The sequence below is a fragment of the Paeniglutamicibacter psychrophenolicus genome (assembly GCF_030812255.1).
In the GTDB taxonomy this organism is placed as follows: Bacteria; Actinomycetota; Actinomycetes; order Actinomycetales; family Micrococcaceae; genus Paeniglutamicibacter; species Paeniglutamicibacter psychrophenolicus_A.
On record NZ_JAUSSH010000006.1, the window covers coordinates 86,415 to 110,978 of the forward strand.

Consider the following 24,564-nt stretch of genomic DNA (forward strand, 5'->3'; position numbering starts at 1 on the left):
ACACTTCTCCCCCGTCAGCACCGCACGGCACCGGAACCTTCACCGGCCGCCGCAGCCCTGCCGACCCTTGAAAGGACCCAGACATGAAAATCGCAGTTGTTGGCGGCGGCCCCGGCGGCCTGTACTTCGCGGCCCTGATGAAGCAGCTCGACCCCGCCCACGAGGTCACCGTCTGGGAGCGCAACGCGGCCTCGGACACCTTTGGCTTCGGCGTGGTCTTCTCGGATGAGACCCTCGGCGGCATCGGCAACGCCGACACCGTCATTGCCGATTACATGTCCCGGCGCTTCGCCCGCTGGAGTGACATCGACATCCACTTCCGCGGGCAGATGCACACCGTGGGAGGCCAGGGCTTTGCCGCCATGAGCCGCAAGGAACTGCTCCAGCTGCTGCAGCGCCGCGCCATCGAACTTGGCGTCGACGTGCGCTTCTCGACCATCGCCCCGGATGTGGAAGAGCTTTCGGCAAACTACAACCTGGTGCTGGCCGCGGATGGCTTGAACTCCGCGATCCGCACCCGCTTTGCCGAGTCCTTCAAGCCGTCCCTGGATGCGCGCACCTCGAAGTACATGTGGCTGGGCACCGACCAGGTGTTCGAGGCCTTCAAGTTCTTCGTCAAGGAGACCGATGCCGGGACCATGCAGATCCACGGCTACCCGTACTCGGAGACGGGCTCGACCTTCATCGTGGAAATGCACGAGGACGTCTGGCGGGCCGCGGGCTTCGACGAGACGCAGGACGAGGTGTTCGCCCCCGGGGTGAGCGATGAGAAGGCGGTGGCCAAGGTCAAGGAGATCTTCGCCGAGGAACTGGCCGGCCACAACGTGCTGACCAACAACTCGAAGTGGATCAACTTCACCACCGTGCGCAATGAAAACTGGCGCCACGAAAACATCGTGCTGCTCGGCGATGCCGCGCACACCGCGCACTTCTCCATCGGCTCGGGCACCAAGCTCGCCATGGAGGACTCCTTGGCGCTGGCAGCCTGCCTGCACGAACACCCCTCCGTCGAGGCGGCACTGGAAGCCTATGAGACCGAGCGCCGCCCGGTGGTCGCCTCCACCCAGCGCGCCGCCCAGGCCTCGCTGGAGTGGTTCGAGAACATCGGGCAGTACAAGGACCAGGACCCGGTGCAGTTCTGCTTCAACCTGCTCACCCGCTCCCGCCGCATCACCTATGAGAACCTGTTGCTGCGCGACACCAGCTTCGCCGCGAAGGTCGACGCCGACTTCGCGCGCCGGGCTGGCTCCGCGGAAACCGCACCGGCAATGTTCCAGCCCTACAGGATCGGCGAGCTGGAGTTGGTGAACCGCGTGGTGGTCTCACCCATGGACATGTACTCGGCCACCGACGGCGTGCCCGGGGACTTCCACCTGGTGCACCTGGGATCCAAGGCCATGGGTGGCGCCGGGCTGGTCATGACCGAAATGGTCTGCGTCTCGGACATCGGGCGCATCACCCCCGGCTGCACGGGTTTGTACAACGACGAGCAGGCGGGCGCCTGGAAACGCATCACCGACTACGTGCACGGCAACTCGAACGCCAAGATCGGCGCGCAGATCGGCCACTCCGGACGCAAGGGCTCCACCAGGCTCATGTGGGAGGGCATCGACGAGCCCCTGGAAGCCGGCAATTGGGAGGTGCTGGCGCCCAGCGCGATCCCCTACGGCGAAGGCTGCCACGTCCCGGTGGAAATGGACCGCAAGCAGATGGATGAGGTCCGCGAACAGTTCGTCTCCGCGGCCCGGCGTGCCGACGCGGCGGGCTTCGACCTGCTGGAGCTGCACGCGGCCCACGGCTACCTGCTTTCCTCCTTCCTTTCCCCGCTGTCGAACAAGCGCACCGACGGGTACGGCGGATCGCTGGAAAACCGCCTGCGCTATCCGCTGGAGGTGCTCGATGCGGTGCGCGGTGCATGGCCGGCGCACAAGCCGATCGGTGTGCGCATCTCCGCCACCGACTGGGCCGAGGGCGGGAACACCGAGGACGACGCGCTGGCCATCGCCCAGGCGTTCATCGAGCACGGGGTCAAGTCAATCGACGTCTCCTCCGGGCAGATCGTGCGCAATGAACGCCCCGCGTTCGGGCGCAGCTACCAGACCCCGTTCGCGGACAAGATCCGCAACCAGGTCGCGGCGGCGGCGGGCGTCGCGGTCATCGCGGTCGGGGCGATCTCCTCCTACGACGATGTGAACTCGATCCTGCTGGCGGGACGTGCAGATCTGGTCGCCCTGGGCCGCACGCACCTGTACAACCCGCAGTGGACGCTGCAGGCGGCCGCCGAGCAGGACTACGTCGGGGACGGAGCCACCTGGCCGCTGCCGTTCAAGGCCGGGCGCCGCAAGCCGCCGAGCGCCCGCACCGACGCGGTCCGCCCGCGCCTGTCGCTGCTGAAGGAGGACGAGCTTGACGAGCAGGTCCACCTGCGCTGGACCCCGGCCAAGGACAAGGCAACCGGGAACCTGGTGCCGAGCGTCTAGCATCGGAAGCAGGGCGGGAGTGGCTCGATTCGCGTGAAGCGGGGTGAGCCGCTCCCTCTGTGCATTCCCGCCAAGATCCGGAGTGGCGCCATGCAGAAGACACCGAAAAGCGCGGAGTGCCGGCGAGGAACGTTTCCCACCCGGCACTCCGCGCCGGTGATTCCGGGCGATTGCCTTAGTGCCCCTTGAACGCCTCCGCGAGCCACCAGGCACCCGAGTCCGAGGCGATCTTTGCGTCGATGACCAGCGGCCTGCTTGGGCTTGAATCCAGCCATGCCTGCACCGCGTCCAGGTCCGCGAGGGTGCGCACGGTGATCCCGTCGGCGCCGAATCCGCGGCCAATGGCGGCGAAGTCGGTGTCCGGGAATTGCACGATGCCCATGTCCGCTTCCGGGTTCCCGGTCCCGAAGTGGTGAACCTCGGCGCCGTAGGCCGCGTCGTTGTAGACGATGCAGACCAGCGGCATGCCCAGCCGCACCGCGGTGTCCAGCTCGGCGATGGCCATGTGGAAGCCGCCGTCGCCGGTGCCCAGCACCGGCATGCGTCCGGGCTGTGCCAAGCCCGCACCGATGGCCGTGTACAGGCCAAGCCCGATGGACTGGAACGCCTGGGTGAAGCAGAACCCGAATTCGTCGGGCACCGAGAGGTACTGACTGGGGTAGCCCATGAAGTTCCCGGAATCCACACTGACGATGCGCTCGGCCGGAAGCAGCTCGTCGAGGCGCTTGGTCAGCGCGCGCGGGTCGATGAGCCGAGCGTCGGACAGGTCACCGAAGTCGACCTGGTTCCAGTGGATCGATTCCTTGATGCGCGCGGCGACGGCAGCGGTGCGGTAGCCCTCGCGGGCCTGAACGTTGCGGGCTAGCAGCCCTTCGAGCACGTCTGCCGCGCACTGCGCCGAGTCCCCCACGATTCCCAGGTCGATGGGCCGGTTGGCCCCCAGCGCTTGCTCCTCCAGGTCGACCTGGACGACCCTGGTGTCGGTGCCGATCAGGTGCCCGTGACGCATGGTCCACATGTTCAGCGCGCAGCCGAAGCCGATGATGAGATCCGCATCGGTGATCAGTTCGGCCGCCAGGGGCGAGGAGAACCCGCCGGAAATGCCGAGGTTGAACTCGTCCTCATTAAACAGGCCCTTGGCCACCGCGGAGGTCGCCACCAGGGCACCGGCATGCTTCGCCAGGTCCAGGATCTCGTCCCGGGCCCCGCGCCCGCCGCGGCCGGCGACGAACACCGGGCGCGTGGCCTTGCCGATCAGCTCTGCGAGGGCCTTCACCGAGGCGCGCGAGGGCCGGATCGGTTCCGCCGGGGCCATGGACGCCGTCGCCTGGGCCTGCTCGTCCGTGGCTTCTTGAGCTTGGACGTCCAGCGGCAGGTTCAACACCACGGTGCGGCGGTCGTTCACCGCGCGGCGGTACGCGCGAATGGTGTCAGCCACCGCCGACCGGGCAGAGTTCACGCGCTCGGGCACCGCATAGACGGATGCGGCAAAGGCGTCCTGGTCCATGGCGAAATTCGAGTAAACCGCGGATGGCGCCGCCTCGGCGGCCAGCACGATCATCGGGGTGCGGGACTTGGCCGCCTCCCCTATGCCGGTTGCCGCGTTGGTCAGCCCGCAGCCCTGGTGCACCGAGAGCAGGGCCACCTGCCCGCTGCCCCGTGAGTAGGCATCGGCCATGGTGGCGGCCCCGCCCTCGTGCCGGGCCGCTGTGAAGGGAACCCCGTGTTCGACCAGGGTGTTGGTGATGGTGAAGTTGCCCGAGCCCACCACTCCGAAGCAGTGGCCGACGCCGAGTTCGGCCAGGGTCTTGCCGACGAGTTGTGCAACGTTCATGGTCAGTTCCTTCCAACCATGGCGAGCACGCGCGTGGGAGCACCGGTGCCGCCGACGATCGGCAGCGGGGCCACCACGATCATGGCCCCATGGGTGGGCAGCTTGTCCAGGTTCTTCAGCGAGGTGATGCCATATTTGTCGGCGCCCAGCAGGAAGTAGTGCATCGGGAACGGCGGGTTCAGCGCCCCGGCGTTCCCGGCGTCGATGCCCACGGTTTCCACCCCGATGCCGGAGATGTCGAGCTCCTCGGCGATCCACTTGGCGCACTCGGCGGTGAAGCCCGGGGTGTGGGATCCGTCCTCGTCCAGGTTCAGGAATGCCTGCTTGTCGTGGTCAAAGCGATTCCAGCCGGTGTGGAAGAGCAACCACGCATTGGCCGGGAAAGTTCCATGTTCCTCCTGCCAGGTCACCAGGTGCTCCACGTCGATCAGGAAGTCGGGGTCCGCGGATGATTGCTCGCTGAAGTCCAGGACCACCGCGGGACCGATGAGGCGTGCGGGGTCGAGCTGGGAGACGTCCTTGCCCTCGCGCCCGGAGATCCAGTGGATCGGGGCGTCGATGTGCGTGCCGATGTGCTCGCCGGTGTGGATGTTGTGGTGCTTCCAGTACGGGCCGGGCTCGTTGTAGGCGGAGACCTCTTCGATGCGGAAGTCGATCAGGTTGGCGAACGGCTCGGGCAGCACCAGCGTGGGGGTCTGGGCCGACAGCGGCGCGGTCAGGTCGACCACTTCCACCGTGCCTGTTGCCAGCGAGGAAAGCATGTTTTGTACGGGGCTCATGGTGGGTTCCTGTGTTGTTGGTGGCCAGAGTGTGGATTCCGGTCAGGCTAGCAGCGAACCAAGGTCGCCTGCATGCCCTGCTCAGATGGTGGATCGTTGTTTCAGCGCGGCAAGGACCGTCGCCGGCCAAGGTGCCGATTTTTCGGCGCCTTCGGGCACGCAAACCGTTACAAAGCGACCTTCGGCCGCGAGCACGGCTTCGCGCCCTTCGTGTGGATGCCCCCAGACCTTGAAGGCAAAGGAGATGGAGCTGGTACCGACATGTTCGATGGCCACTGCGGTGCTCACGCGTTGCCCGAAGTAGAGTTTTGCGCGGTAGTCGATTTCGTGGCGTACCCGAGGTGCATTCCCGAAGTAGGAAACGACTCCCAGCTCCCGAAAGAGCCTGGCTTCGGCGGCCTCGACAAACCTCATCACCACGGAGTTGTGTTGGTGCCCGGCCGCATCGGTGTCGATCCATTCGATGTGGCGCTCAAGCACACTTCCGGACAAGCCGGCGGCCAGGAACTCCTCTGCCGCATCCGCAACGGCAGACACTTGCGATGCACCCATGTCATCCGATTGTCCGATCATCGTAAAGTTTTCTCCATCAATCTATTGTTACGCACGTCACATTAACGACATAATACAAGCATTCGCTGTTCCACCTCCATCAAGACTTGACCCCTTCACATGAGGAGCCCTAAGCATGGCGGCAACACAAACCAGCACCGACTGGAACATCCCCAAACGCACCACCTCGGTGGTCCTCTTTGCCTGTTGGCTGGCGATCTTGGCCGAAGGCTACGACGTTGGAGTCCTTGGCGCCGTCCTGCCGGCGTTGGCCGAGTACCAGGAATGGTCGCTGACCCCGCTGCAGCTTGGCGGACTGGGCGCCTATGCGCTGGTCGGCATGCTTTTCGGAGCCCTGTTCATCGGAACCCTGAGCGATGTCATCGGTCGGCGCAGGATGCTCCTGCTCTCGATGGCGATCTTCACCATTACCCAGGCCGGGGCCGCCCTGGCCCCGACCCCGGAGATGTTTGGCTTGTTCCGCTTCCTCGGCGGCCTGGGCATGGGCGGAATCATTCCCGTCGCCGCGGCATTGACGATCGAATACTCGGCACCCAGGAAGCGGTCGCTGAACTACGGCATCATGTACTCGGGCTATTCGCTGGGCATCGTCGCCGCGGCCATGGTGGCCATGGCCTTGCTGCCGACGCTTGGCTGGCGCTGGGTGATTGCCGTGGGCACGCTTCCGATCTTGATCCTTCCCGTGGTCGCCTGGCTCATTCCCGAATCCCTTGAATACCTGGTGGCCAAGGGCAGGATCCCCGAGGCCAAGGCGCTGGCCGCGAAGTTGAATGTGCGCGACTACCAGCCGGTAGCGCCGGCGAACCCGGGCCGGAGGATCCCTTGGCGCGAGGTCATGGCCTCCATGTTCTCCCGCAAGTATCTGCGCTCAACGGTGTTCTTCTGGATCTCGCTGTTCTGCGGGATGGTGCTGGTCTATGGCCTGAACACGTGGCTGCCACAGATCATGCGCAAGGCAGGCTACGACCTGGGATCCTCCCTGGCCTTCCTGCTCGTGTTCTCCCTGGCTTCCGCAATCGGCGGGCTGGTCCTGGGCTTCCTCGCCGACAGATATGGACAGAAGACCATCCTGGTGCTCTTCTACCTGCTCGGCGCCGGCGGCATCCTGTTGCTGATGTTCCCGAACACCATGTTCGTGAACCTCTGCTTTGTGGCGTTTGCCGGCATCGGATCGATCTCCACCTCCCTGGTGCTCACCGGATACATTGCCGACTACTACCCGGCCGCCCAGCGCGGCACAGCCACCGGCTGGGCACTGTCTTTCGCACGCATCGGTGCCATCTCCGGGCCGATCATCGGCGGCTGGATTGCATCAACGGGACTGAGCTTCGAGTTCAACTTCATCTTCTTCGCCATCGTTGGAGTGGTGGCCGCCATTGCCGTTGCATTGATCCCGAAGCGGATCGTCGAGACGCCGGCAGCGGCGGAAATCCTCGAACGCGAGGCATCGTTCGACTAGACACATACACCACCCTGCAATATGGGCGGGGCACCCCGGCTGGATCGGAACATCCTGGTTCCACCGGCTTGTGGGTGCCCCGCCTTTCGCTTGCCACGCAAAGCCCGAAGCATCCCGGCACCACCCCTGGCATCGCAACCCAAATATCAGATGAAAAGTACTTGTCATAATGGAAAGTACTTGCGTACCATGGTGGAAAGGCTGGATCGCCAGCAATCATCCGCAAGGAGACCGCCATGGACAACAACGAGCTTTCATCCTCAGCCGCCCGGGACCTGCTCAACGAGGCGGGCCGGCTCGGTGCCGCCTCGCGCTCCGGTGCCAGCTGGCCGCACATCACGATGCTGTTGGGCCTGGGTGCAATTTCTTCGCTGTCGCTGCTCGCGTTCTGGCTCGTCGGCCAGTTCGACGAGTCACTGATCTGGATCCCCATGGTCGGGATGCTGGCCTGGCTGGGCATCTTCATGGCCGTGATGCTGTACTTCGGCAGGTCCACGAAGCAGGGCTTCACCGTCCGCTGGGGCATCTGCATCGGAATCTGGGCCGTGCTGTGGGGCATCGGGTGCGTCGTCGGGCTCAACTTCTTCGCCGAAGACCTGTGGTTCTTCGCCGCCACCGCGGCCGCCACCACGATCGCCACCGTGGTGGGCGCCTGGACCGAGGCCTCCAAATGAGCACGCCGGAGACCCCCTCGCACCCCCGCCACCAGCTGGCCGAGGACCTCGCGCACCCGGTGCGCTTCTCGATGGCCGCCGCGCTCGCCGCCACCGACGAGACGGAATTCGCGGTGCTCCGCGACCACCTGCAGGTCAGCGACTCGGTGCTCAGCCGCCAGGCCTCCGCCCTGGAGGCCGCCGGCATCGTGCGCATCCGCAAGGGCTACATCGGCAAGCGTCCGCGCACCTGGCTCTCGCTGACCAAGGCCGGCCGGGAGACCTGGGCCCGGCACCTGGCCGCGCTGCAGGCCATTGCCTCCGGCAGCTGAGTCCTACCGGCCGGAGACCAGATCCGCGAGCCGTGCGATCGGGGCGGTGGCCGCCCTGCCATCCCTTTCCTGGGCGTCGGCCCGGTGGTACATGGCGTACATGCCTTGGACCCCGAGCCAGCGCACCGGCTCCGGTTCCCAACGGCGCACCGTGCGGTTGACCCACGGCATGGCAGTGGCCTTGGTGTCCCGCCCCAGCACCAGGTCCGTGAGCGTCCGGCCGGCCAGGTTGGTCGCGGTGACCCCGGTGCCGACGTATCCCCCGGCGAACCCCAGGCCCGTGGCCGGGTCGTAGTTCACGCTCGCCCGCCAGTCGCGCGGCACCCCCAGGACCCCGGACCAGGCATGTTCGATCCGGGCCCCCGCCGCTGCCGGGAACATCCCGTGCAGGATCCCGGTCAACGACTCGATGGTCTTGGGCTGGGTCGCCCCGTCCATGTCGGTGCGCGAGCCGAAGCGGTACGGCACCCCGCGACCGCCGATGGCGATGCGGCCGTCCGCCGTGCGCTGCAGGTACACATAGGCGTGGGCGAAATCCTCCAGCGTCTCGCACCCCTCCCAGCCGATTTCTTCCCAGGCCGCCGCGCCCAGCGGCTCTGTCACGATCATCGAGGAGTTCATCGGCAGCCAGTCGCGGTGGGCGCCGGCCAGGTTGGAGGTGAACCCCTCGGTGGCGCGCAGCACGTGCGCGGCACGCACCGTCCCGCGTTCGGTGACCGCGCCGGCGAATGACCCGTTGGTCCCGGCATTGATCTCGGTGACCAGGGTGTTCTCGTAGATGGTGACGCCGCGGCGCTCGACCGCCGCGGCCAGCCCGCGCACCAGTTTTGCCGGGTGGATGCGCGCGCAGTGCGGGATGTGCATCGACCCCAGGGCGCCGGCCACGTTGATCCGCTCGCGCGTCGCGGCGGCCGAGAGCCGCACCGCGTCGTCCTCCGGCCACCTCAGCTGCTCCGCGGCCATGGCCTCGAGCCGGGTGAGCTGCGCGGGGTTCCGGGCCACCAGCAGTTCCCCGCCCTTATGCACGTGCGCGTCGATGCCCTCGTCCGCGGCAACCTTGATGACCTCGTCGATCGTCTCGTTGAGCATCCGCTGGAAGTCCCCCACCAGGGCACGGCCGTGGCTCTTGACGTACCCGTCACGTCCGCCGGTGATGGTGTTGGCCAGCCAACCGCCGTTGCGACCCGAGGCGCCAAAGCCGGCGAAGCGGGACTCGAGCACCGCGATGCGCAGCGACGGATCGGCCTTGGCCAGGTAGTAGGCGCTCCACAGCCCCGTGTACCCGGCCCCGACGATGGCCACATCGACCTCCAGGTCCCCGGAGAGCGCCGGGCGCGGGGCCGGCAGCCCGTCCTCGGCATACCAAAACGACACGTTCCCGTTGGTGGTCATTCTTCGGATTGTCCTTGCGTTGGGCGGGTGTGCGGGCGGAAGGCTGCGTGGTGGCTAGCTGAGCTTGAGCACCGGGACGTCGGATTCGAAGCCGAACACCGCGGCATAGAAACCGAGGGAGGTTTCCAGCGCGTTGACGATGTTCTCGGCGCGGCGGAAGCCGTGCTGCTCGCCCTCGTAGAGCACATAGGCGTGCGGGATCCCGTTGGCGGCCAGCGCATCGGCGACCACCTGGGACTGGGCCGGGGGCACCACCTTGTCCTGGTCCCCCTGCAGCAGCAGCACCGGGCAACTGATGTCCGCAACGTGGTTGATCGGCGCGCGTTGCGCGTAGAGCTCGGCGGCCTCGGGGTAGGGGCCGACCAACGAGTCCATGTAGCGCGATTCGAAGTCGTGGGTGTCGCGCACCAGGCCGACCAGGTCCGAGACCCCGTAGCGGGAGATGCCCGCGGAGAAGGTCTTGGTGGTGGTCAGCGCGGACAGCACGGTCCAGCCTCCGGCACTCCCGCCCTCGATGGCCAGGCGCTTCGGATCCGCCATGCCGGCGGCCGCCAGGCCCTCGAGCACAGCGACGGTGTCCTGGACGTCGACCACTCCCCATTGCCCGTTCAGCCGCCGGCGGTAGGCGCGGCCGAACCCGGTGGATCCCCCGTAGTTCACATCCACCACCCCGATGCCGCGGGAGGTGTAGTAGGCGATGGACAGCGAAAGCTGCGCGAACGCCTGGGAGGTGGGCCCGCCGTGCACGAAGGCCACGTAGGGTGGCAGCTCGTCCGTGGACCCGGTGAGGTTTCCGAGCCTTGGCTCGTACACGTGGGCGTAGACGCGCGAGCCGTCGGCGGCGGTGAATTCCATGGCCTCGGCGCCGGGCAGCGCCTCGGGGTCGGGTAGGTCCTTCAGGGCCAGGGAGATGTTTTGCACCGCCAGGGTGTCCAGGTCGATCAGCCGCAGCCCGTCGCCCTGAACCAGCGAGGTGGCGGTGGCCAGCAACTCGTTGCCGCGCAGCCCGGTGGGCGAGATGCGGGTGAAGGGCAGCACGAGCTGCTGCAGCTTGCCGCTGGGAACATCCAGCGTGGCCAGCGAGCTTCCGTGGGTGCCGTGGGTCAGCAGCAGGGTGTTGGCATCGATGACCTTGTACCAGCTCTGTCCCACGGTCCACAGCGGTCCGGCGAATTCCTCTTCCCTTTCGCACAGCGGGCGCTGGGCCGAAGAGGACAGATCGTGCAGGTAGGGGTTCCACCAGCCGTTGCGGTCGGAGATGAACACGAGCCGGTCCTCGTCGAGCCATTCGGGTTGCAGCACCGATTCGGTCGTGGAACCGGCCAGCACCCTGTCGTTCGCGGCCGCCAGGTCCCTGAGGTCGGCCACGTGAAGTTCGGTCCCGTCCCAGGGCATCTGCGGGTGTTCCCAGGAAATCCAGCTGATCCTGCTGCCCGAGGGGTTCAGTCGCGGGGCCGCGACAAAGCGCGAGGAGGCCGTGACCTCGAGAAGCGCGGCGGGATCCGCGGCGGCGGAGCCGTCGAGCGGGATCGCGGCGATGTAGCGGCGCAGCTGTGTGCGGTGGTCCTCGCAGATGGCCAGCACGTGCCCGCCGGGTCCCTGGATGATCTCGGCGAAGCGCAGGGCCGGATCCCCGTCGGCCCCGGAAGACTCCGGGGTCAGGGGAACGGGCGTGCCGCCGTGGGCATCGACGAGGTAGAGGCGCTGGTCGCGGAAGTTCGCGAACACCAGCTTCTGCCCGTCCCCGGTGCCCACTGCGGCCCAGGACGCCCCGCCGTATTCGTTCACGCGGCTGCGGACATTGAACGGCGCGGCCACGAGTTCGCGCGCCGGAGCGTCGGATGCAGCGGCCCGGGCCAGGACGGTCAGCCGCCCGCCCTCGGCCGGGCGGCCCTCGAGCCACCACAATTCCTCCCCGACGAAACCGCCGCCGCCCACCGGCGTGGTTCCGGCCGCCACCTGCGCGGCGGAAATGGGCGAGGGCCAGGAGCCGTAGGGCAAACGCGTAGTCATGCTGCGATCCTAGCCTTCCTGCACGCTCGGTTGAACCCTTCCGCGGTGCGGCCCGCCGCTGCGGTTGCAGGGCAGGGCTGTGCCGGAAACGCCAAAACGTCCCACCGGCCGGTTCCCTAAGAAAGTGTTAGGAATGGGCGGACAAGCACCGGTGTGCGGGCGATCACCTATAGCTTTGTCTGTGACAAGACTCTCGCACGGGACTTGGCCCACATGGAACCGCAGCGTTGCGCTCCCGTTTCGGGCCGGTCCCCTGCGCCGCCGGCGGACGACTTCCGCCGCAGGACGTCCGACGGGTAGCGTGCCGGCCCGCGGGATGCGAAGGATCGTGCCGGATGTGCCGCCCCGCGGGAGACATCCCAGGCACCTACGGCAACCACAAGGATCAGGAAGCACAGGCCCATGCCAACAGAAGAGAATGCACCAGCGGTCAAGGCGTTGCACGCCGACCGCATCGACGACGACGGCGGCAAGCCCGCCAAATGGAAGATCGTCGGTCCCGGCCTGGTCGTCGCGGCCACCGGCGTCGGCGCAGCCGACATGGTCGCCACCCTGGTGGCCGGCTCCCGCTACGGCTACGCCCTGCTCTGGGCCGTGATCATCGGCGTCGTGCTGAAGATCATCCTGGTCGAGGGTGCCGGGCGCTTCACCCTGGCCACCGGCAAGACCATCTTCGAGGGCTGGAAGTCCCTGGGCAAGTGGACCACCTGGTACTTCGGCCCGTACATCATCATCTGGGGCTTCGTCTACGGCGCCACCGCGATGTCCTCGGCGGCCATGCCGCTGGCAGCCCTGTTCCCGGGCGTGGACCTGAAGATCTGGGCCGTCCTGATGGGCCTGGCCGGCTTCGCCATGGTCTGGTTCGGCCGCTACTCCTTCTTCGAGAAGATCACCGCGGTGCTGGTGGGCATCATGTTCGTCACCGTCGTGGGCCTGGCCATCATTGCCGCACCGAACATCCCCGAGATGTTTTCCGGCCTGATCCCGATGATCCCCTCCGGCGGGGTGGTCTACACCCTGGCGCTCGCCGGCGGCGTCGGCGGCACCATCACCCTGGCCGCCTACGGCTACTGGCTGCGCGAGAAGGGCTGGTACACGCCCAAGTGGATGAAGGTCATGCGGATCGACAACTCCATGGCCTATGTGATCACCGGCATCTTCGTGATCGCCATGCTGATCGTCGGCGCCGAGGTCGTGCGCGCCGCGGGCGTCTCGCTGAGCGCCGGCGATGCCGGCCTGCTGGACCTGACCACCGTGCTCAACGAGAAGTACGGCAACGTGGTGGGCACCGGCTTCCTGGTGGGTTTCTGGGCAGCCTCCTTCTCCTCGATCATCGGGGTGTGGAACGGCGTCTCGCTGATGTTCGCCGACTTCTGGGGCAACATCCGCGGCAAGGAATCCGGGCACCCGGACACCCGCGTGGGCGGCAAGTACTTCAAGTTCTACGTCCTGTGGCTCACTTTCCCGCCGATGGTGCTGTTCCTGCTGGACAAGCCGATCGCCCTGATCCTGGCCTACGGCGTGCTCGGCTCGCTGTTCATGCCGTTCCTCGCCGTGACCCTGCTGGGCCTGCTCAACGGCAAGCGGATCCCCAAGGTCTGGGCGAACAAGGTCCACACCAACGTCCTGCTGGCCATCACCGCCGCCCTGTTCATTTCCCTGGGCGTCCAACAGCTGTACAAGGCCGTCTCGCCGCTCTGGGAGGGCTAGCACTTCCCGTTCGGTGCAACGCACCAAACCCCACGGGGCCGTATCCGCTTTTCGCGGGGTGCGGCCCCGTTCGTGCATCCGGGTGGGAATGGACAGCACCTGCGCGCCCGGCGCAGACTTGGCCCCATGAACTTCTATGCTGTCTTCCTGCGCGGGGTCAACGTCGGCGGGGTCAAGGTCCTGATGAAGGACCTCGCCTCGCTGCTGCAGGAGTCCGGATTCGCCCCGGTGAAGACCCTGCTGGCCAGCGGCAACGTGGTGGTCGGAACCGCCGAAGCCCGCCCCTCGCGCGTGAAGGACGCCGTCGAGCGGGCCCTGCGGGAGCGCTACGGCCGGGACATCGGGGTGATCGTCCGGGACGGGGACCAGCTGGAGTCGATCACGGCGCACTACCCCTTCACTTCTCCCGACAACGGTGTGCAACGGCACCGCTACCTGGTGCTCACGCCCGGCGAGAAAGAGGCCGCCGCCATCCTGGGCAGCGCCCCGGACCCCGCGGATTCCGAGCGCGTGGCACAGCTGGGCGCGTGCATCTGCTGGGAGGTTCCACGCGGGGATTCCCTGGGCACGCCCCTGGCCAGGCACTTCGCCAAGGCCGCCTTCTCCACGCTGGTGACCACCCGGAACATGAACACCATCGACAAGGTCCTGGTTGCGCTTCGCTCCCTGGCGCGGTGAAACCGCCGCACCGCCCATGTTGTAATGGAACTTCCAGTGCCGCACCGCCCGCGAACATGAAACCCGAGGACACGACCCGTTGACCATGCCCCTGCTCTTCGACCTCCTGGGAGTCTTCTTCTTTGGCGTCTCCGGGTCGCTGCTGGCCGCACGGCGCGGTTTCGACATCATCGGATCCCTGCTGCTGGCCGGGCTGACCGGGATCGGCGGCGGCATCGTGCGCGACCTGGTCCTGGGCGTGGTGCCCACCGCGTTCCAGAACCCGTACTACTTCATTCCGCCGACCCTGGCGGCGTTGCTGGTCTACTTCGTGGCCCCGGGCGTGCAACGGCTCATGCGCCCGCTGCTGGTCTTTGATGCCGCCGGCCTGGCCCTGTTCTGCACCGCCGGCACGATCAAGGCGCTGGAGGCAGGGATGAATCCCTTTGCCGCCACGCTGCTGGGCGTCACCACCGCGGTGGGCGGCGGGTTGCTGCGCGACGTGGTCGCCAACAAGACCCCCTCGATCTTCGACCCGCGAGACATCTATGCGGTCCCGGCCATGCTGGGTGCCGGACTCGTGGCCGGGCTGTGGGTCGTGGGCGTGAGGGGCTGGGTGTGGGAGCTGGCCGTCGCGGCCGTCGTCTTCCTCCTGCGCCTGCTCTCGCTGAAGTTCCGCTGGCGCGTGCCCAAGGCGGTCGGGCCCTGGCACCGCGACATCGAACTGCACTAGCGGGAGGACGGGATTCGTCAGGTCACGCGCTCGAGCTGGGCGTGGTGCTCCGGCTCGCCCTTGGCGTCCTCGATCTTGCGCGGGCCGTTGATCATGACCGCACCGGTGAGCATCACGATCAGGCACACCCCAAGCATCGCGAACGAGGCGCTCCAGCCGCCGGTGGCGTCCTTGACGATGCCAAAGAGCAACGGGGCGATCGCCGCACCGGCATATCCCAGCCCCTGGCTGAAGCCGGCCAGCACGCCGGAGCCGTAGGTGCTGCGCGAGCGCAGGTTCATCATCAGCAGGGCAATGGCGAAGGTGCCCTGTCCCAGCCCGGCGGAGACGACCCACAGCACGGTGTGATCGGTCGGTGAGAGATACAGGCCCAGGTGGCCGGTGATCCAGAAGGCCGTGAAGACCAGCACCGCAAGGATCGGGTGGCGCAGGCGCGGAACCCACAAAGGCACCAGCAGGCTCACCGGAAGGCCCAGGATCGCGAACAGGGCCAGCATCGAACCGGCGGTCATGGTGTCCAGCCCCTGCTCGGAGAGGTAGGGCGGCATCCAGGTGAAGTAGACGTAGGTCTGGGCCGAGTTTCCGGCCAGGAAGATCGCCAGGCCCCAGGCGACCGGGGACTTCCACGGGTTGATCCGTGCCGGGGGCGCTGCCACCAGCCCGTTGACCAGCGGGGTGTCCGGGCGCGGGCTCTTGCGGTCCCGGAAGATCTGGATGCCCCAGGGCACCAGGACCACGGCCGACAGCAGCGCCCAGGCGGCGATGGAGGTGCGCCAGTTGCCGGTGGCGTTGGACAGCGGCACGGAGAATTGCGGGGCCATCCAGGTGCCCACCGCCAGCATCGTGACATAACCCGAGGTGACGATCGCCAGGTAGTCCGGGAAGTACTTCTTCACCAGCGGCGGCAGCACCACGTTGCCCATGCCGTACCCGGCCAGGGTGATGACCGAGAGCAGCAGGAAGCTTGCCACATCCCCCACGGCGGCGCGCAGCAGCTGCCCGGCCACGGCCAGCAGGACCGCGCCCACCAGCACCTTCTCCAACCCCCACCAGCGGATCAGGCGCGGGGTCAGCAGCCCGAACCCGGCAAAGACCACGGGGGCCAGCATGGCCAGCAGGCCGGTGGAAAAGGAGTCGAATCCCAGTTCCGGACCGATGCTTCCCAGCAGCGGGGGCACCGAGACCACGGCCGCACGCAGGGACAGGGCCATCAGGATGATGCCCAACAACGCACCGATCCGGCCGGCCAGCTTTTGTCGGGGTGGGGTCAGTGGCATGGGGCTTGGTTACCGTTCCTGAGTCGTTCCACCTGGATCAGCAGGTGTTCCAGGTCCTTGGCGAAGGTTCCCTTGGACCAGGGCCCGGGCATGGAGGTCTGGTAGTACAGCCCTTCGCCGATGAGCATGATGGTCTCGGCCACGTACTTGTCCTTCACCTCGACATGGATCAAGTCGAGCCATCCGGCGTGCACCTTTTCCAGCGCCTCGATGGAGGGCTCGTGCCCGGACTGGGCCAGGCGCAGCACGGCCAGGAAGTACCTGTCCAGGTCGCTGCCGATGACGGTGGAGGTGCGCACGAAGTAGCGCGAGGCCCCCTCCGGGGATGCGGACATGCGCTCCAGGTCATCGGCGTGCGCCTGGAGCAGCCCCTCGATGACGGCCTGGGCCAGGGCCTCCTTGGAGGCAAAGTGGTACAGCAACCCGCCCTTGGAGACGCCGGCGCGTGCGGCGGTGGCCTCGATGGTCGCCGCGCGTTCGCCCTCGTCGCAGAGCATCGAGGCGTAGGCGTCGACGATCTTTTCCTTGGCTAATGGCGGTCGAGACATGTAGTGAACCCTATCCCTTTCACGTAGGCATCGTCACATTGTAACTGTACCGTCCGGACGGTACAGTTACTGTTGTCAGCCCGCACATACCCATTCAGGAAACAGATCCCCCATGAGAACTCCCCGCCTGAGCCACCAAACCCCGCAGACGAACACCGGATCCATGCACCGCCGACGCTGGGTGGCCCTTGCCGTGCTCATGTTCCCGGTCCTGCTGATCTCGGTGGACAACACGGTGCTCAGCTTCGCCGTTCCCGCACTCTCGGAGGCGCTGACCCCCAGCGGAAACCAGTTGCTGTGGATCATCGACATCTACCCGTTGGTGCTCGCCGGACTGCTGGTGCCCATGGGATCGCTCGGCGACCGCTTCGGCCGCCGCAGGTTGCTGCTGGTCGGCTCCAGCGGATTCGCCGCCGTTTCCGCGGCCGCCGCCTTTGCCACCAGCGCCGAGCAGCTCATTGCCGCCCGCGCGCTGCTGGGCATCTTCGGGGCCATGCTGATGCCCGCCACGCTCTCGCTGATCCGCAACATCTTCACCGACCCGCTCGAGCGCCGCAAGGCCATCGCCATCTGGGCCGCCGGGTTCTCCGGCGGCGCCGCCCTGGGCCCGATCGTCGGCGGCTTCCTGCTCGAGCACTACTGGTGGGGTTCGGTCTTCCTGCTGGCCGTCCCGATGTTGTTGCCGCTGCTGGTGCTGGCCCCGGCCCTGGTCCCCGAATCCCGCGACCCGAACCCCGGTGCCATCGACCCGATCTCCATCGGGCTGGCCATCATGACCCTGCTGCCGATCGTCTACGGCATCAAGGAACTGACCGCCGCCGGATCCCCGGTGCTCCCGTGCCTGGCCATTGCCGTGGGCATCGCCGCCGGGGTGACCTTCACCCGGCGCCAGCTGGGGCGCGCCAACCCGATGCTGGATGTGCGCCTGTTCGCCAACCCGTCCTTCTCCTCGGCCCTGGCGGTGAACCTGCTGAGCATTTTTGCGCTGGTCGGCTTCATCTACTTCATCTCCCAGCACCTGCAGCTGGTCGCCGGCTACACCCCGATGATGGCCGGGGTGCTGATGCTGCCGGGCCTGGCGCTGACGGTCGGCTTCGGCCTGCTGGCCGTGCGGCTGGCCAGCCGCTTCGCCGTGAAGCACGTGATGGTGTGGGGACTGGGCCTGAACGCGCTGGCCTACGGCATCGTGATGCTGGCCGGCCAGTCCGGCTCGGTGCCGATGCTCATGGTGGCCTTCGGCGTGCTGGGCGCGGGCGTGGGCATGAGCGAGACCCTGTCCAACGACATGGCGCTTTCCGCGGTGCCCCCGGCCCAGGCCGGTGCGGCCTCGGCGATCTCCGAAACCGCCTACGAGGTCGGCTCGGTGCTCGGCACGGCCGTGCTGGGTTCGATCCTCAATGCCGTGTACCGCAACAACATCCAGGTCCCCGGGCGGTTGGGCGAGGACGCGGCCGAGACGGCCCGGCAGACCCTGGGCGGCGCGCACGAGGTGGCCAGGTCCCTGGGCGAGCCTGCGGCCGGCAGGCTGCTGGAATCCGCCGCGCACGCCTTCGACAGGGGCGTGGTCTACACCTCGGCAATCGCCATGGTGCTGGCCCTGGCCTCCGCGGTGATCGTGGCGATCGCGCTGCGTTCGGTCAAGGAGCAGCCGGCGGCCTAGCCGGCGCGCGGTGGCCGGCTCAGGCGTTGAGCCGGTAACCGCGTTTGAGGACCGTGGAGATGAGCCGGGCGTCGGGCAACGCGCGGCGCAGCCGGCTCACCGCCATGTCCAGCGCGTGGTCCGAGGACCCGGCGGGCAGCAGCGCCGCCAGTGCGGGCCGGGTGACCACGTTGCCTCCGGCCAAGACCAGGGACCTGAAGATCCGCAGCTGCGACTCCCCCAGCCCCCGTGCCTCCCCCGCCCCCTCCAGCTCCACGGTGTCCCCGCGCAGCTTCAGGTTCCCCAGCGCCGTGGCGCAGTGGACCGATCCGTTGGTCCCCAGGTGCTCGATCAGCAGGCGGATCATCGCACCCATCCGGTGCCGCTCCGGCACCAGCGGCTCGATGCCCACCGCGCGCAGCGGGGCCGCCGTCACCGGTCCCACCGCCACGGTGCACACCGTGGACTGCAAGGCCGCCAGCACCTCGTCGAGGCAATCGTGCAGGCGGGCGGCATCCAGCAGGGCGTGCACCGCCGGGGCGCTGGTGAAGGTGAGCACGTCCAGGGCACCGGAGCACAGCGCGCGCAGCAGCACCTCCAGCTTCCCGGGTTGCTCCGGGGCGACCCAGCGGTAGGGGCTGATCCCCACCACTTCCGCGGCTCCGGCCGCCAGCAGCGCGGCGGTGGCCTCGGTGTCGGGGTGCCCGTGGTGCTGCAGCACCACCGTTTTGCCGGCCAGATCCGGGGCCAGCTCGGCCACCAGCGTGCCGGTCAGCTCGTCGGCGGCCACCGATTCGGCGTCAAATCCGAGGGCGCGCACCGCGCCCAGGGCCTTGGGCCCGCGCACGTGGATCCGGGATCGATGCAGCACCGCCGCCAGCGCCTCCCCCATCCCGGCTGCCTCCGCGGACTCGAACCAGCGACGGAACCCGTAGGCGGTGCACACCAGCACGAAGTCCGGGCGAAGCTGAAGCACCCGGCGGGTGCTTCCGAGCAGCTCCGTCTCCCCCTGCAGTGGGGCGGTGGCCAGGGCGGGGGCGTGCAGCACCTGCGCCCCGCGGCGTTCAAGGGCCTCGATGAGTTCGGCCGAGCGCCGCTGCGAGGTCACCGCGATGCGGAATCCGGACAGCACCCCGCCGGTTCCGGTCCTTGCCGTGGCGCTCATCGCGCGGCCGCCGGCAGCAGGGCTGCGATGTCGTCCGCGCCCGCACCGAGTGCGGCCACGCCCCCGATCACGATGACCGCGGGGTTCGAGCAGCCTGCCGCCCGCGCGGTTGCCGACAGCGTGCCCAGGGTGGCGCGGGTGCTGCGCTGGGTGTCGCAGAAGCCGCGTTCGATGATGGCCGCCGGGGTGTCGGGCGCCAGGCCGCGGCGCAGCAGCCCGGCAACGTTTTGCTGCAGCGTGGCCACGCCCATGAGCACCACCAGCGTCCCGCCGATCCCGGCCAGGTGCACCAGCTCGGTCTCGGTGAAGGGGTCGTGGCCCGAGATGACGGTGAAGGACTTCGAAACCCCGCGCGCGGTCACCGGGATCCCGGCGGCGCCGGGCACCGAGATCGCGCTGCTGATCCCCGGGACCACCGTGACCGGGATGCCCGCGGCCAGCGCGGCGTCGCGTTCCTCGGACCCGCGGCCGAAGACGAAGGGGTCCCCGCCCTTGAGCCGCACCACGGTGCGCCCGGCCCGCGCCTCGGCGATGAGCAGCAGGTTGATCCGTTCCTGGGGCACCTTGTGGTTCCCCGGCGCCTTGCCCACATCCACCAGTTGCGCGCCGGGTGCCATGGCGGCCAGCTCCTGGCCCGGGCCCAGTCGGTCGTGGAAGATGACGTCCGCGTTCGCCAGCGCGGCGGCGCCGCGCACCGTGAGCAGGCCGGAGCTGCCCGGTCCCCCGCCGACCAGCGTGATGCTGCCGTTGCGGGAGGCCGCGTACTCGCGCGAGAGCAGGATCGATTCGCGGTGCGCCAGCTCCTGAAGGACCTCCCAGCCCGGGGCACCGTCATCGACGGCGACCAGCAGCCGGACCGAACCCATCAAGCCGCGGTGGTCCTCCAGCTCGTGCGGGTGGTGTGCCCGAAGCACCAGGGCACCGGCGGACACGTAGCGTGAGACCACGTGCCGGGCGGCCCAGCGGGCGCCGGCGACCAGGACGAATTGGCCGTGCACTTGCAGCGAGTTGGCGATCATGATGGCTCCTGGGCCGTGGTCGGGGCGCCGACGGAAATGGTGGCGCCGAGGCGCACCGGCTCGGCGGGGCGGTGCTGCCCGCGCTCGGGGACGTAGGCGAGGTCCTCGTCCCTCTGGTCCGGGGCATTAACGAAGGAGCGGAAGCGGCGCAGCTTTTCCGGGTCCGCGAGCGTGGCGGCCCATTCGTCCCGGTAGTTGCCCACGTGGGTTTCCATGGCCGCCTCGAGTTCCGCGCCCAGGCCCAGGGAGTCCTGGACCACCACGCGCTGCACGTGGGCGATGCCGCCGTCCAGGTCCTGCATCCAGTGCGCGGTGCGCTGGAGCCTGTCGGCGGTGCGGATGTAGTACATCAGGTACCGGTCGATGTAGCGGATGAGGGTGGCATCATCGATCCCCCCGGCCAGCAGCTGCCCGTGGGCGGGGTTCGCACCGCCGTTGCCGCCCACGTAGAGGTTCCAGCCTTCGGCGGTGGCAATGACGCCGACGTCCTTGGCCCGGGCCTCGGCACATTCGCGGGCACATCCCGAGACCCCCATCTTGAACTTGTGCGGGGCGCGCAGCCCGCGGTAGCGCAGCTCCATTTCGATGCCCATGGCCACCGAGTCCAGCATCCCGTAGCGGCACCAGGAGGAGCCGACGCAGGTCTTCACGTTGCGCAGCGACTTGCCGTAGGCCTGCCCGGACTCGAATCCGGCGTCCACCAATTCCTTCCAGATCTCCGGCAGCTGCTCGAGCCGGGCCCCGAACATGTCGATGCGCAGCCCGCCGGTGAGCTTGGTGTAGAGGTTGTACTTCGCCGCGACCGCGGCAATCACGCCGAGCTTCTGCGGGGTGATCTCGCCGCCCGGGATGCGCGGGACCACCGAGTAGGTGCCGTCCTTCTGCATGTTGGCCATGACGCGGTCGTTGGTGTCCTGCGCGCCGGCCAGGCCGGCTTCCATGGGGTGCCGCGAGGTCTGGGACGCGAGCACCGAGGCGATGACGGGCTTGCAGATGTCGCAGCCGCTGCCCTTTCCGAAGCGCTCCATGACCTGCGGGTAGCTGTGCAGCCCCGCCAGCTGGACCGCCTCGAAGAGCTCGGCGCGCGAGAGTTCGAAGTGCTCGCACATGGCGGTGGAGACGACGACGCCGTTCCTGGTCATTTCCGACTCCATGAGCTTCTTGAGCATCGGCACGCAGGAGCCGCACTGCGTTCCGGCGCGCGTGCAGGTCTTCAGCGAGGCCAGGTCGTTGACCGGTTCGCTGCCCTCGCAGGACCCGCAGCCGCCGACCGCGTCCTTGATGGCGCCGACGGAGACGGAGTTGCAGGAACACAGCACCGCGTCATCGGGCAGGTCCCCGTCGGGGACCTCGCCGCCCAGCGCGCTGAGGTAGGCGCCGGCCTCGGCGGGCAGCTCGCGGCCCAGCAGCGGACGCAGGGACTGGTAGGGGCTCGCGTCGCCCACAAAGATCCCGCCGAGCAGCACCTTGGCATCGGCGGAGACGACGATCTTTTGGTACAGGCCGCGGGCCGCGTCGGCGTAGACGACCTCGAGCGCGCCCTCGGTGCGGGCGAACCCGTCGCCGAAGCTGGCCACGTCGACCCCGGAGAGCTTGAGCTTGGTGGCGGTGTCGAAGCCGGTGAATTCGGCGTCCCCGCCCTGCAGGTGCGCCGCGAGCACCTCGGCCATGGCGTTGGCCGGGGCCACCAGTCCGATGCACAGCCCGGCGAAATTCGCTACCTCGCCGATGGCCCAGACGTGGGGCACCGCGGTGGCGCAGTGCTCGTCGATCTCGATGCCGCCGCGCGGGCCGATGCCAAAGACCGGCACCTGCGTGTTGCCCTCCTCGAGGACCTGGTTGTGGTTCCGGGCCAGCTCATCGCGGGGACGCACACCGATGGAGACAATGACCATGTCGGCGGCGATGTGTTTGTCATCGGCCATCAGCACGCCGGTGACCTTGTCGACGCCGTCCACCGTTTCGGTGGTGACTTCCTTGGGGAAGACCCCGCCATGGACCGTGAATCCGGTCTGCGCGATCAATCGGCCCATGGCCTGGCCCGCGCCCTCATCCAGCTGGGTGCCCATCAGCCATTTGCCGCCATCGATGACCACTGCCTCGGCACCCAACGACTGGGAGCCGGCAGCCGCCTCGAGCCCCAGCAGTCCGCCACCGATGGTGGCGACCACGGGCTTGCGCCCCAGTTGAGCGGCGAGCGCCTGAATGCCGGCGTTGATCGCCCAGACATCCTCGAGCGTGCGGTACACGTGGGTGTGCTCGTTGCCCGGGATCGGCAGTGTTGCCGCATTCGATCCGGTGGCCAGGACCAGTTCGTCGTAGCCGAAGCTGCGCCCGTCGTGGGTGGTCACTTGCTTGTTGATGCTGTCCAGTGATTTCACGCCGGCACCGGTTTCAAGGGTGACGTTTTCACGGGCCCAGAGTCCCGGATCCCCCAGCGTGAGGTCCACCGAGGTATTGGTCAGCGCCTTGGTCAGGGCAACCCTGTCATAGGGAACATGCGCTTCCTCGGTCAGTACGACGATTTCGAGATTGCTTGGTTCGCGGGCAGCCATGGCTTCGGTGAAGCGATGTGCGGCTGGCCCGCCACCGATGACCACGATGCGGCGTATGCCGTTTCCTGTACCCATGCCTGTTACCCGACTTTCACTCTTGCGCTTGTGACGCGTGCTTGATTGCCTTCAGCTTAGGAAACGCGCTTTGCCTACCAATTTCCTCCTTGTTTCGTGCAGGACAACTCTGTGTCCCAAACACAAGGCGTCCCGTGAGGTCGCCGAAACATGCCATTAACAGTTGCCGCCCCCTCCCCGGAGGTTCACCGGCCGGGGGCGGGCCCGTGAGCCGGGGTTTACCGGCGTGCAATGCGGGATCGCATCGCGTGTAACACGGCACTTCTAGGCTCGGTCCATCGAACTAAGGAACCACGAGAGGACCCAAGCGATGACTGCAACAGTAGAAGAAAACGCACTCGAGACCGCCCGGGGCCTGGTGGAGGTGTGCCGAACCGGCGACCTCGAGCCCGGCTGGGGCGAGGCCGCGTGGATTGAAGGGACCCAGGTGGCGGTGTACCGCACCCAGGACGACGGGTTCTTCGCCGCTTCCCACCACTGCCCGGGTTCCGGCGCCAAGGTCATGGCACGCGGCATTCTCGGAGACAAGACCATCGACGGCACCCGGGTTCCCACCGTCGCCTGCCCGTTGCACAAGGAGGTGTACCGATTGGATACCGGCGCATGCCTCAGCGCGGCCGCTGCTCCACTGCCGGTCTTCGCCGTGCACCGCCTGGATGACACGCTCTGGATGGAGGCCGGACAATGAGCATCGACGCCGCACCACGCATTGAACATTCGGCATGGCTCGGCTGGATGGAAGCCGAGCCCTACCCCGATCTGGTGGCGGTGTCCCACGGGACGGATAGTCCCACCGGGAGCGCAGCCGTTCTCTCCCTGGTTGAGGAGGTGGCCAGGGCACTTGACGGCATCACGGTGCACGGCGCATTTGTCGATGTACAGCAGCCGCGCGTGGAAGACCTGATGGTCTCACCCACCATAAACCCCGGGAATCGGGCCATGCTGGTTCCCCTCCTGCTATCTGCCGGCACCCATGCCTCCAAGGATCTGGGCGCCGCCGCTGCCCTGCGCGCGGGCACCACGGTGGCCGCCCCCTTGGGCCCCGATGCTTCCCTTGCGGCGGTGATGCACCGGAGGCTGCTGCAGGCGGGCTGGGTTCCCGGGGAAGCGGTGATCATGGCCTGCGCCGGAACCACGGATCCGGTGGGGGCCAATGACTGCCGCACCATGGCACAGCTGCTTGCGGGCCGTTTGCAGGTGCCGGTGACTGTTGCCTACATCTCAGCGGAGGCACCTCGCCTGGAAGATGCGCTCGCCTATGCCCGATCACACAATCCGGGGCGGCGCACGGTGGTGGCCAGCTACCTGCTGGCACCGGGACACTTCGCCCAATTGGCGGCCAAATGCGCCGCCGACGTGCTGAGCGCTCCCCTTTTGGATTCAACACAACGTCCTCCGAAGGAGCTGGTGGATATCGTTGTCAACCGGTATCACCAGTCCACCAAGAGGTAAACAAACGGGGTCTTTCGGGCCAATTTTGTCTCGAAAGTACCCCGATGGTAGTAACTGGGCGTTAAGTAGCGTACCGTTGAGCTTGTAGTTCTAGTTTTTCTCGCAGTAAAGCAGTGCAAATACCCCGTTGCCGGGGCGAGTACCTTTCTGAACCGCGTTGAATCACGTAGCTGCAAGTGAATTCCACAGTGGAGTTCGCTCCCCTACGTCCCATTTCAG

20 protein-coding genes are annotated in these 24,564 nt (G+C 67.6%); 10 read left to right on the top strand and 10 right to left on the bottom strand.

Features of this window, described 5'->3' with window-relative positions; all coding sequences use genetic code 11:
• The first annotated feature begins 83 nt into the window (after nt 1–83).
• Nucleotides 84–2,480 (top strand): bifunctional salicylyl-CoA 5-hydroxylase/oxidoreductase, encoded by a 2,397-nt coding sequence (locus J2T21_RS10355; RefSeq protein WP_307581125.1) that lies wholly within the window; start codon nt 84–86, stop codon nt 2,478–2,480.
• A gap of 175 nt (nt 2,481–2,655) precedes the next feature.
• Here the strand turns inward: J2T21_RS10355 and J2T21_RS10360 are convergent, their stop codons facing one another.
• The 3 genes from J2T21_RS10360 to J2T21_RS10370 all read right to left on the bottom strand — a co-directional run bounded on the left by J2T21_RS10360 (nt 2,656) and on the right by J2T21_RS10370 (nt 5,645).
• A complete protein-coding gene (locus J2T21_RS10360) occupies nt 2,656–4,314 on the bottom strand; it encodes a thiamine pyrophosphate-binding protein (RefSeq protein WP_307581127.1) in 1,659 nt (552 codons plus the stop codon).
• A 2-nt stretch (nt 4,315–4,316) separates the two neighbouring features.
• Nucleotides 4,317–5,093 carry a cyclase family protein gene (locus J2T21_RS10365; protein ID WP_307581129.1) on the bottom strand — a complete coding sequence of 259 codons (777 nt, stop codon included), beginning with the start codon at nt 5,091–5,093 and terminating at the stop codon, nt 4,317–4,319.
• An 81-nt stretch (nt 5,094–5,174) separates the two neighbouring features.
• Nucleotides 5,175–5,645, bottom strand: coding sequence for an acyl-CoA thioesterase (locus J2T21_RS10370; protein ID WP_307581131.1), 471 nt, complete (start codon nt 5,643–5,645; stop codon nt 5,175–5,177).
• A gap of 136 nt (nt 5,646–5,781) precedes the next feature.
• Between J2T21_RS10370 and J2T21_RS10375 the strand changes: the two genes are divergently transcribed.
• The 3 genes from J2T21_RS10375 to J2T21_RS10385 all read left to right on the top strand — a co-directional run bounded on the left by J2T21_RS10375 (nt 5,782) and on the right by J2T21_RS10385 (nt 8,110).
• The gene (locus tag J2T21_RS10375) at nt 5,782–7,125 is read left to right on the top strand and encodes an MFS transporter (RefSeq protein WP_307581133.1); all 1,344 of its coding nucleotides are present in this window, start codon (nt 5,782–5,784) and stop codon (nt 7,123–7,125) included.
• A 236-nt stretch (nt 7,126–7,361) separates the two neighbouring features.
• Nucleotides 7,362–7,799, top strand: a complete 438-nt coding sequence (locus J2T21_RS10380; protein ID WP_307581135.1) for a hypothetical protein — start codon at nt 7,362–7,364, stop codon at nt 7,797–7,799.
• Complete coding sequence (locus tag J2T21_RS10385; protein ID WP_307581137.1) at nt 7,796–8,110, top strand: winged helix-turn-helix domain-containing protein; 315 nt, start codon at nt 7,796–7,798, stop codon at nt 8,108–8,110. Before J2T21_RS10380 ends, J2T21_RS10385 begins: the two co-directional genes overlap by 4 nt.
• Nucleotides 8,111–8,113: 3 nt before the next feature.
• Here J2T21_RS10385 and J2T21_RS10390 read toward each other — a convergent pair whose 3' ends face one another.
• Both J2T21_RS10390 and J2T21_RS10395 read right to left on the bottom strand, forming a co-directional pair.
• The gene (locus J2T21_RS10390; RefSeq protein WP_307581140.1) at nt 8,114–9,502 is read right to left on the bottom strand and encodes an NAD(P)/FAD-dependent oxidoreductase; all 1,389 of its coding nucleotides are present in this window, start codon (nt 9,500–9,502) and stop codon (nt 8,114–8,116) included.
• A gap of 54 nt (nt 9,503–9,556) precedes the next feature.
• Complete coding sequence (locus J2T21_RS10395) at nt 9,557–11,515, bottom strand: S9 family peptidase (RefSeq protein ID WP_307581142.1); 1,959 nt, start codon at nt 11,513–11,515, stop codon at nt 9,557–9,559.
• Between the two features lie 402 nt (nt 11,516–11,917).
• On the opposite strand from J2T21_RS10395, the gene J2T21_RS10400 reads away from it, so the two are divergent.
• The 3 genes from J2T21_RS10400 (at nt 11,918) to J2T21_RS10410 (ending at nt 14,615) form a co-directional block, all read left to right on the top strand.
• The gene (locus tag J2T21_RS10400; RefSeq protein ID WP_307581144.1) at nt 11,918–13,225 is read left to right on the top strand and encodes an Nramp family divalent metal transporter; all 1,308 of its coding nucleotides are present in this window, start codon (nt 11,918–11,920) and stop codon (nt 13,223–13,225) included.
• A 126-nt stretch (nt 13,226–13,351) separates the two neighbouring features.
• On the top strand, nt 13,352–13,903 hold the full coding sequence (locus J2T21_RS10405; protein ID WP_307581145.1) for a DUF1697 domain-containing protein: 552 nt from the start codon (nt 13,352–13,354) through the stop codon (nt 13,901–13,903).
• 85 nt (nt 13,904–13,988) lie between these two features.
• Nucleotides 13,989–14,615: a trimeric intracellular cation channel family protein gene (locus J2T21_RS10410; protein WP_307581393.1), complete on the top strand. Its 627-nt coding sequence runs from the start codon at nt 13,989–13,991 to the stop codon at nt 14,613–14,615.
• Between the two features lie 17 nt (nt 14,616–14,632).
• Here J2T21_RS10410 and J2T21_RS10415 read toward each other — a convergent pair whose 3' ends face one another.
• Both J2T21_RS10415 and J2T21_RS10420 read right to left on the bottom strand, forming a co-directional pair.
• Nucleotides 14,633–15,892, bottom strand: a complete 1,260-nt coding sequence (locus J2T21_RS10415; protein WP_307581147.1) for an MFS transporter — start codon at nt 15,890–15,892, stop codon at nt 14,633–14,635.
• Nucleotides 15,883–16,440: a TetR/AcrR family transcriptional regulator gene (locus tag J2T21_RS10420; protein WP_307581149.1), complete on the bottom strand. Its 558-nt coding sequence runs from the start codon at nt 16,438–16,440 to the stop codon at nt 15,883–15,885. Before J2T21_RS10420 ends, J2T21_RS10415 begins: the two co-directional genes overlap by 10 nt.
• 112 nt (nt 16,441–16,552) lie before the next feature.
• Here J2T21_RS10420 and J2T21_RS10425 point away from each other — a divergent pair, with 112 nt between their 5' ends.
• Complete coding sequence (locus J2T21_RS10425; RefSeq protein ID WP_307581151.1) at nt 16,553–18,100, top strand: MFS transporter; 1,548 nt, start codon at nt 16,553–16,555, stop codon at nt 18,098–18,100.
• 19 nt (nt 18,101–18,119) lie between these two features.
• On the opposite strand, the gene J2T21_RS10430 is transcribed toward J2T21_RS10425, so the two are convergent.
• The 3 genes from J2T21_RS10430 to nirB are packed head-to-tail and all read right to left on the bottom strand — an operon-like array spanning nt 18,120 to nt 22,893.
• On the bottom strand, nt 18,120–19,244 hold the full coding sequence (locus J2T21_RS10430; RefSeq protein ID WP_307581153.1) for a uroporphyrinogen-III synthase: 1,125 nt from the start codon (nt 19,242–19,244) through the stop codon (nt 18,120–18,122).
• Entirely contained in the window at nt 19,241–20,263 is a 1,023-nt protein-coding gene (cobA, locus tag J2T21_RS10435) for a uroporphyrinogen-III C-methyltransferase (RefSeq protein ID WP_307581155.1), read from the bottom strand. Before cobA ends, J2T21_RS10430 begins: the two co-directional genes overlap by 4 nt.
• Nucleotides 20,260–22,893, bottom strand: coding sequence for a nitrite reductase large subunit NirB (nirB, locus tag J2T21_RS10440; protein WP_307581158.1), 2,634 nt, complete (start codon nt 22,891–22,893; stop codon nt 20,260–20,262). The genes cobA and nirB overlap by 4 nt, the downstream gene beginning before the upstream one ends.
• Nucleotides 22,894–23,203: 310 nt before the next feature.
• Here nirB and nirD point away from each other — a divergent pair, with 310 nt between their 5' ends.
• Nucleotides 23,204–23,581 (top strand): nitrite reductase small subunit NirD, encoded by a 378-nt coding sequence (gene nirD / locus J2T21_RS10445; protein ID WP_307581159.1) that lies wholly within the window; start codon nt 23,204–23,206, stop codon nt 23,579–23,581.
• Nucleotides 23,578–24,345, top strand: a complete 768-nt coding sequence (locus J2T21_RS10450; RefSeq protein ID WP_307581161.1) for a sirohydrochlorin chelatase — start codon at nt 23,578–23,580, stop codon at nt 24,343–24,345. Before nirD ends, J2T21_RS10450 begins: the two co-directional genes overlap by 4 nt.
• Nucleotides 24,346–24,564 lie beyond the last annotated feature (219 nt).

What these genes read in the sequence shown, in the direction of transcription:
- J2T21_RS10425 (WP_307581151.1), top strand. Translation starts at nt 16,553, where the DNA reads ATGAGAACTCCCCGCCTGAGCCACCAAACCCCGCAGACGAACACCGGA.
- J2T21_RS10365 (WP_307581129.1), bottom strand. Translation starts at nt 5,093, where the DNA reads ATGAGCCCCGTACAAAACATGCTTTCCTCGCTGGCAACAGGCACGGTG.
- cobA (WP_307581155.1), bottom strand. Translation starts at nt 20,263, where the DNA reads ATGATCGCCAACTCGCTGCAAGTGCACGGCCAATTCGTCCTGGTCGCC.
- J2T21_RS10360 (WP_307581127.1), bottom strand. Translation starts at nt 4,314, where the DNA reads ATGAACGTTGCACAACTCGTCGGCAAGACCCTGGCCGAACTCGGCGTC.
- J2T21_RS10395 (WP_307581142.1), bottom strand. Translation starts at nt 11,515, where the DNA reads ATGACTACGCGTTTGCCCTACGGCTCCTGGCCCTCGCCCATTTCCGCC.
- nirD (WP_307581159.1), top strand. Translation starts at nt 23,204, where the DNA reads ATGACTGCAACAGTAGAAGAAAACGCACTCGAGACCGCCCGGGGCCTG.
- J2T21_RS10400 (WP_307581144.1), top strand. Translation starts at nt 11,918, where the DNA reads ATGCCAACAGAAGAGAATGCACCAGCGGTCAAGGCGTTGCACGCCGAC.
- nirB (WP_307581158.1), bottom strand. Translation starts at nt 22,893, where the DNA reads ATGGGTACAGGAAACGGCATACGCCGCATCGTGGTCATCGGTGGCGGG.
- J2T21_RS10415 (WP_307581147.1), bottom strand. Translation starts at nt 15,892, where the DNA reads ATGCCACTGACCCCACCCCGACAAAAGCTGGCCGGCCGGATCGGTGCG.
- J2T21_RS10355 (WP_307581125.1), top strand. Translation starts at nt 84, where the DNA reads ATGAAAATCGCAGTTGTTGGCGGCGGCCCCGGCGGCCTGTACTTCGCG.
- J2T21_RS10430 (WP_307581153.1), bottom strand. Translation starts at nt 19,244, where the DNA reads ATGAGCGCCACGGCAAGGACCGGAACCGGCGGGGTGCTGTCCGGATTC.
- J2T21_RS10410 (WP_307581393.1), top strand. Translation starts at nt 13,989, where the DNA reads ATGCCCCTGCTCTTCGACCTCCTGGGAGTCTTCTTCTTTGGCGTCTCC.
- J2T21_RS10405 (WP_307581145.1), top strand. Translation starts at nt 13,352, where the DNA reads ATGAACTTCTATGCTGTCTTCCTGCGCGGGGTCAACGTCGGCGGGGTC.
- J2T21_RS10385 (WP_307581137.1), top strand. Translation starts at nt 7,796, where the DNA reads ATGAGCACGCCGGAGACCCCCTCGCACCCCCGCCACCAGCTGGCCGAG.
- J2T21_RS10420 (WP_307581149.1), bottom strand. Translation starts at nt 16,440, where the DNA reads ATGTCTCGACCGCCATTAGCCAAGGAAAAGATCGTCGACGCCTACGCC.
- J2T21_RS10375 (WP_307581133.1), top strand. Translation starts at nt 5,782, where the DNA reads ATGGCGGCAACACAAACCAGCACCGACTGGAACATCCCCAAACGCACC.
- J2T21_RS10450 (WP_307581161.1), top strand. Translation starts at nt 23,578, where the DNA reads ATGAGCATCGACGCCGCACCACGCATTGAACATTCGGCATGGCTCGGC.
- J2T21_RS10380 (WP_307581135.1), top strand. Translation starts at nt 7,362, where the DNA reads ATGGACAACAACGAGCTTTCATCCTCAGCCGCCCGGGACCTGCTCAAC.
- J2T21_RS10390 (WP_307581140.1), bottom strand. Translation starts at nt 9,502, where the DNA reads ATGACCACCAACGGGAACGTGTCGTTTTGGTATGCCGAGGACGGGCTG.
- J2T21_RS10370 (WP_307581131.1), bottom strand. Translation starts at nt 5,645, where the DNA reads ATGGGTGCATCGCAAGTGTCTGCCGTTGCGGATGCGGCAGAGGAGTTC.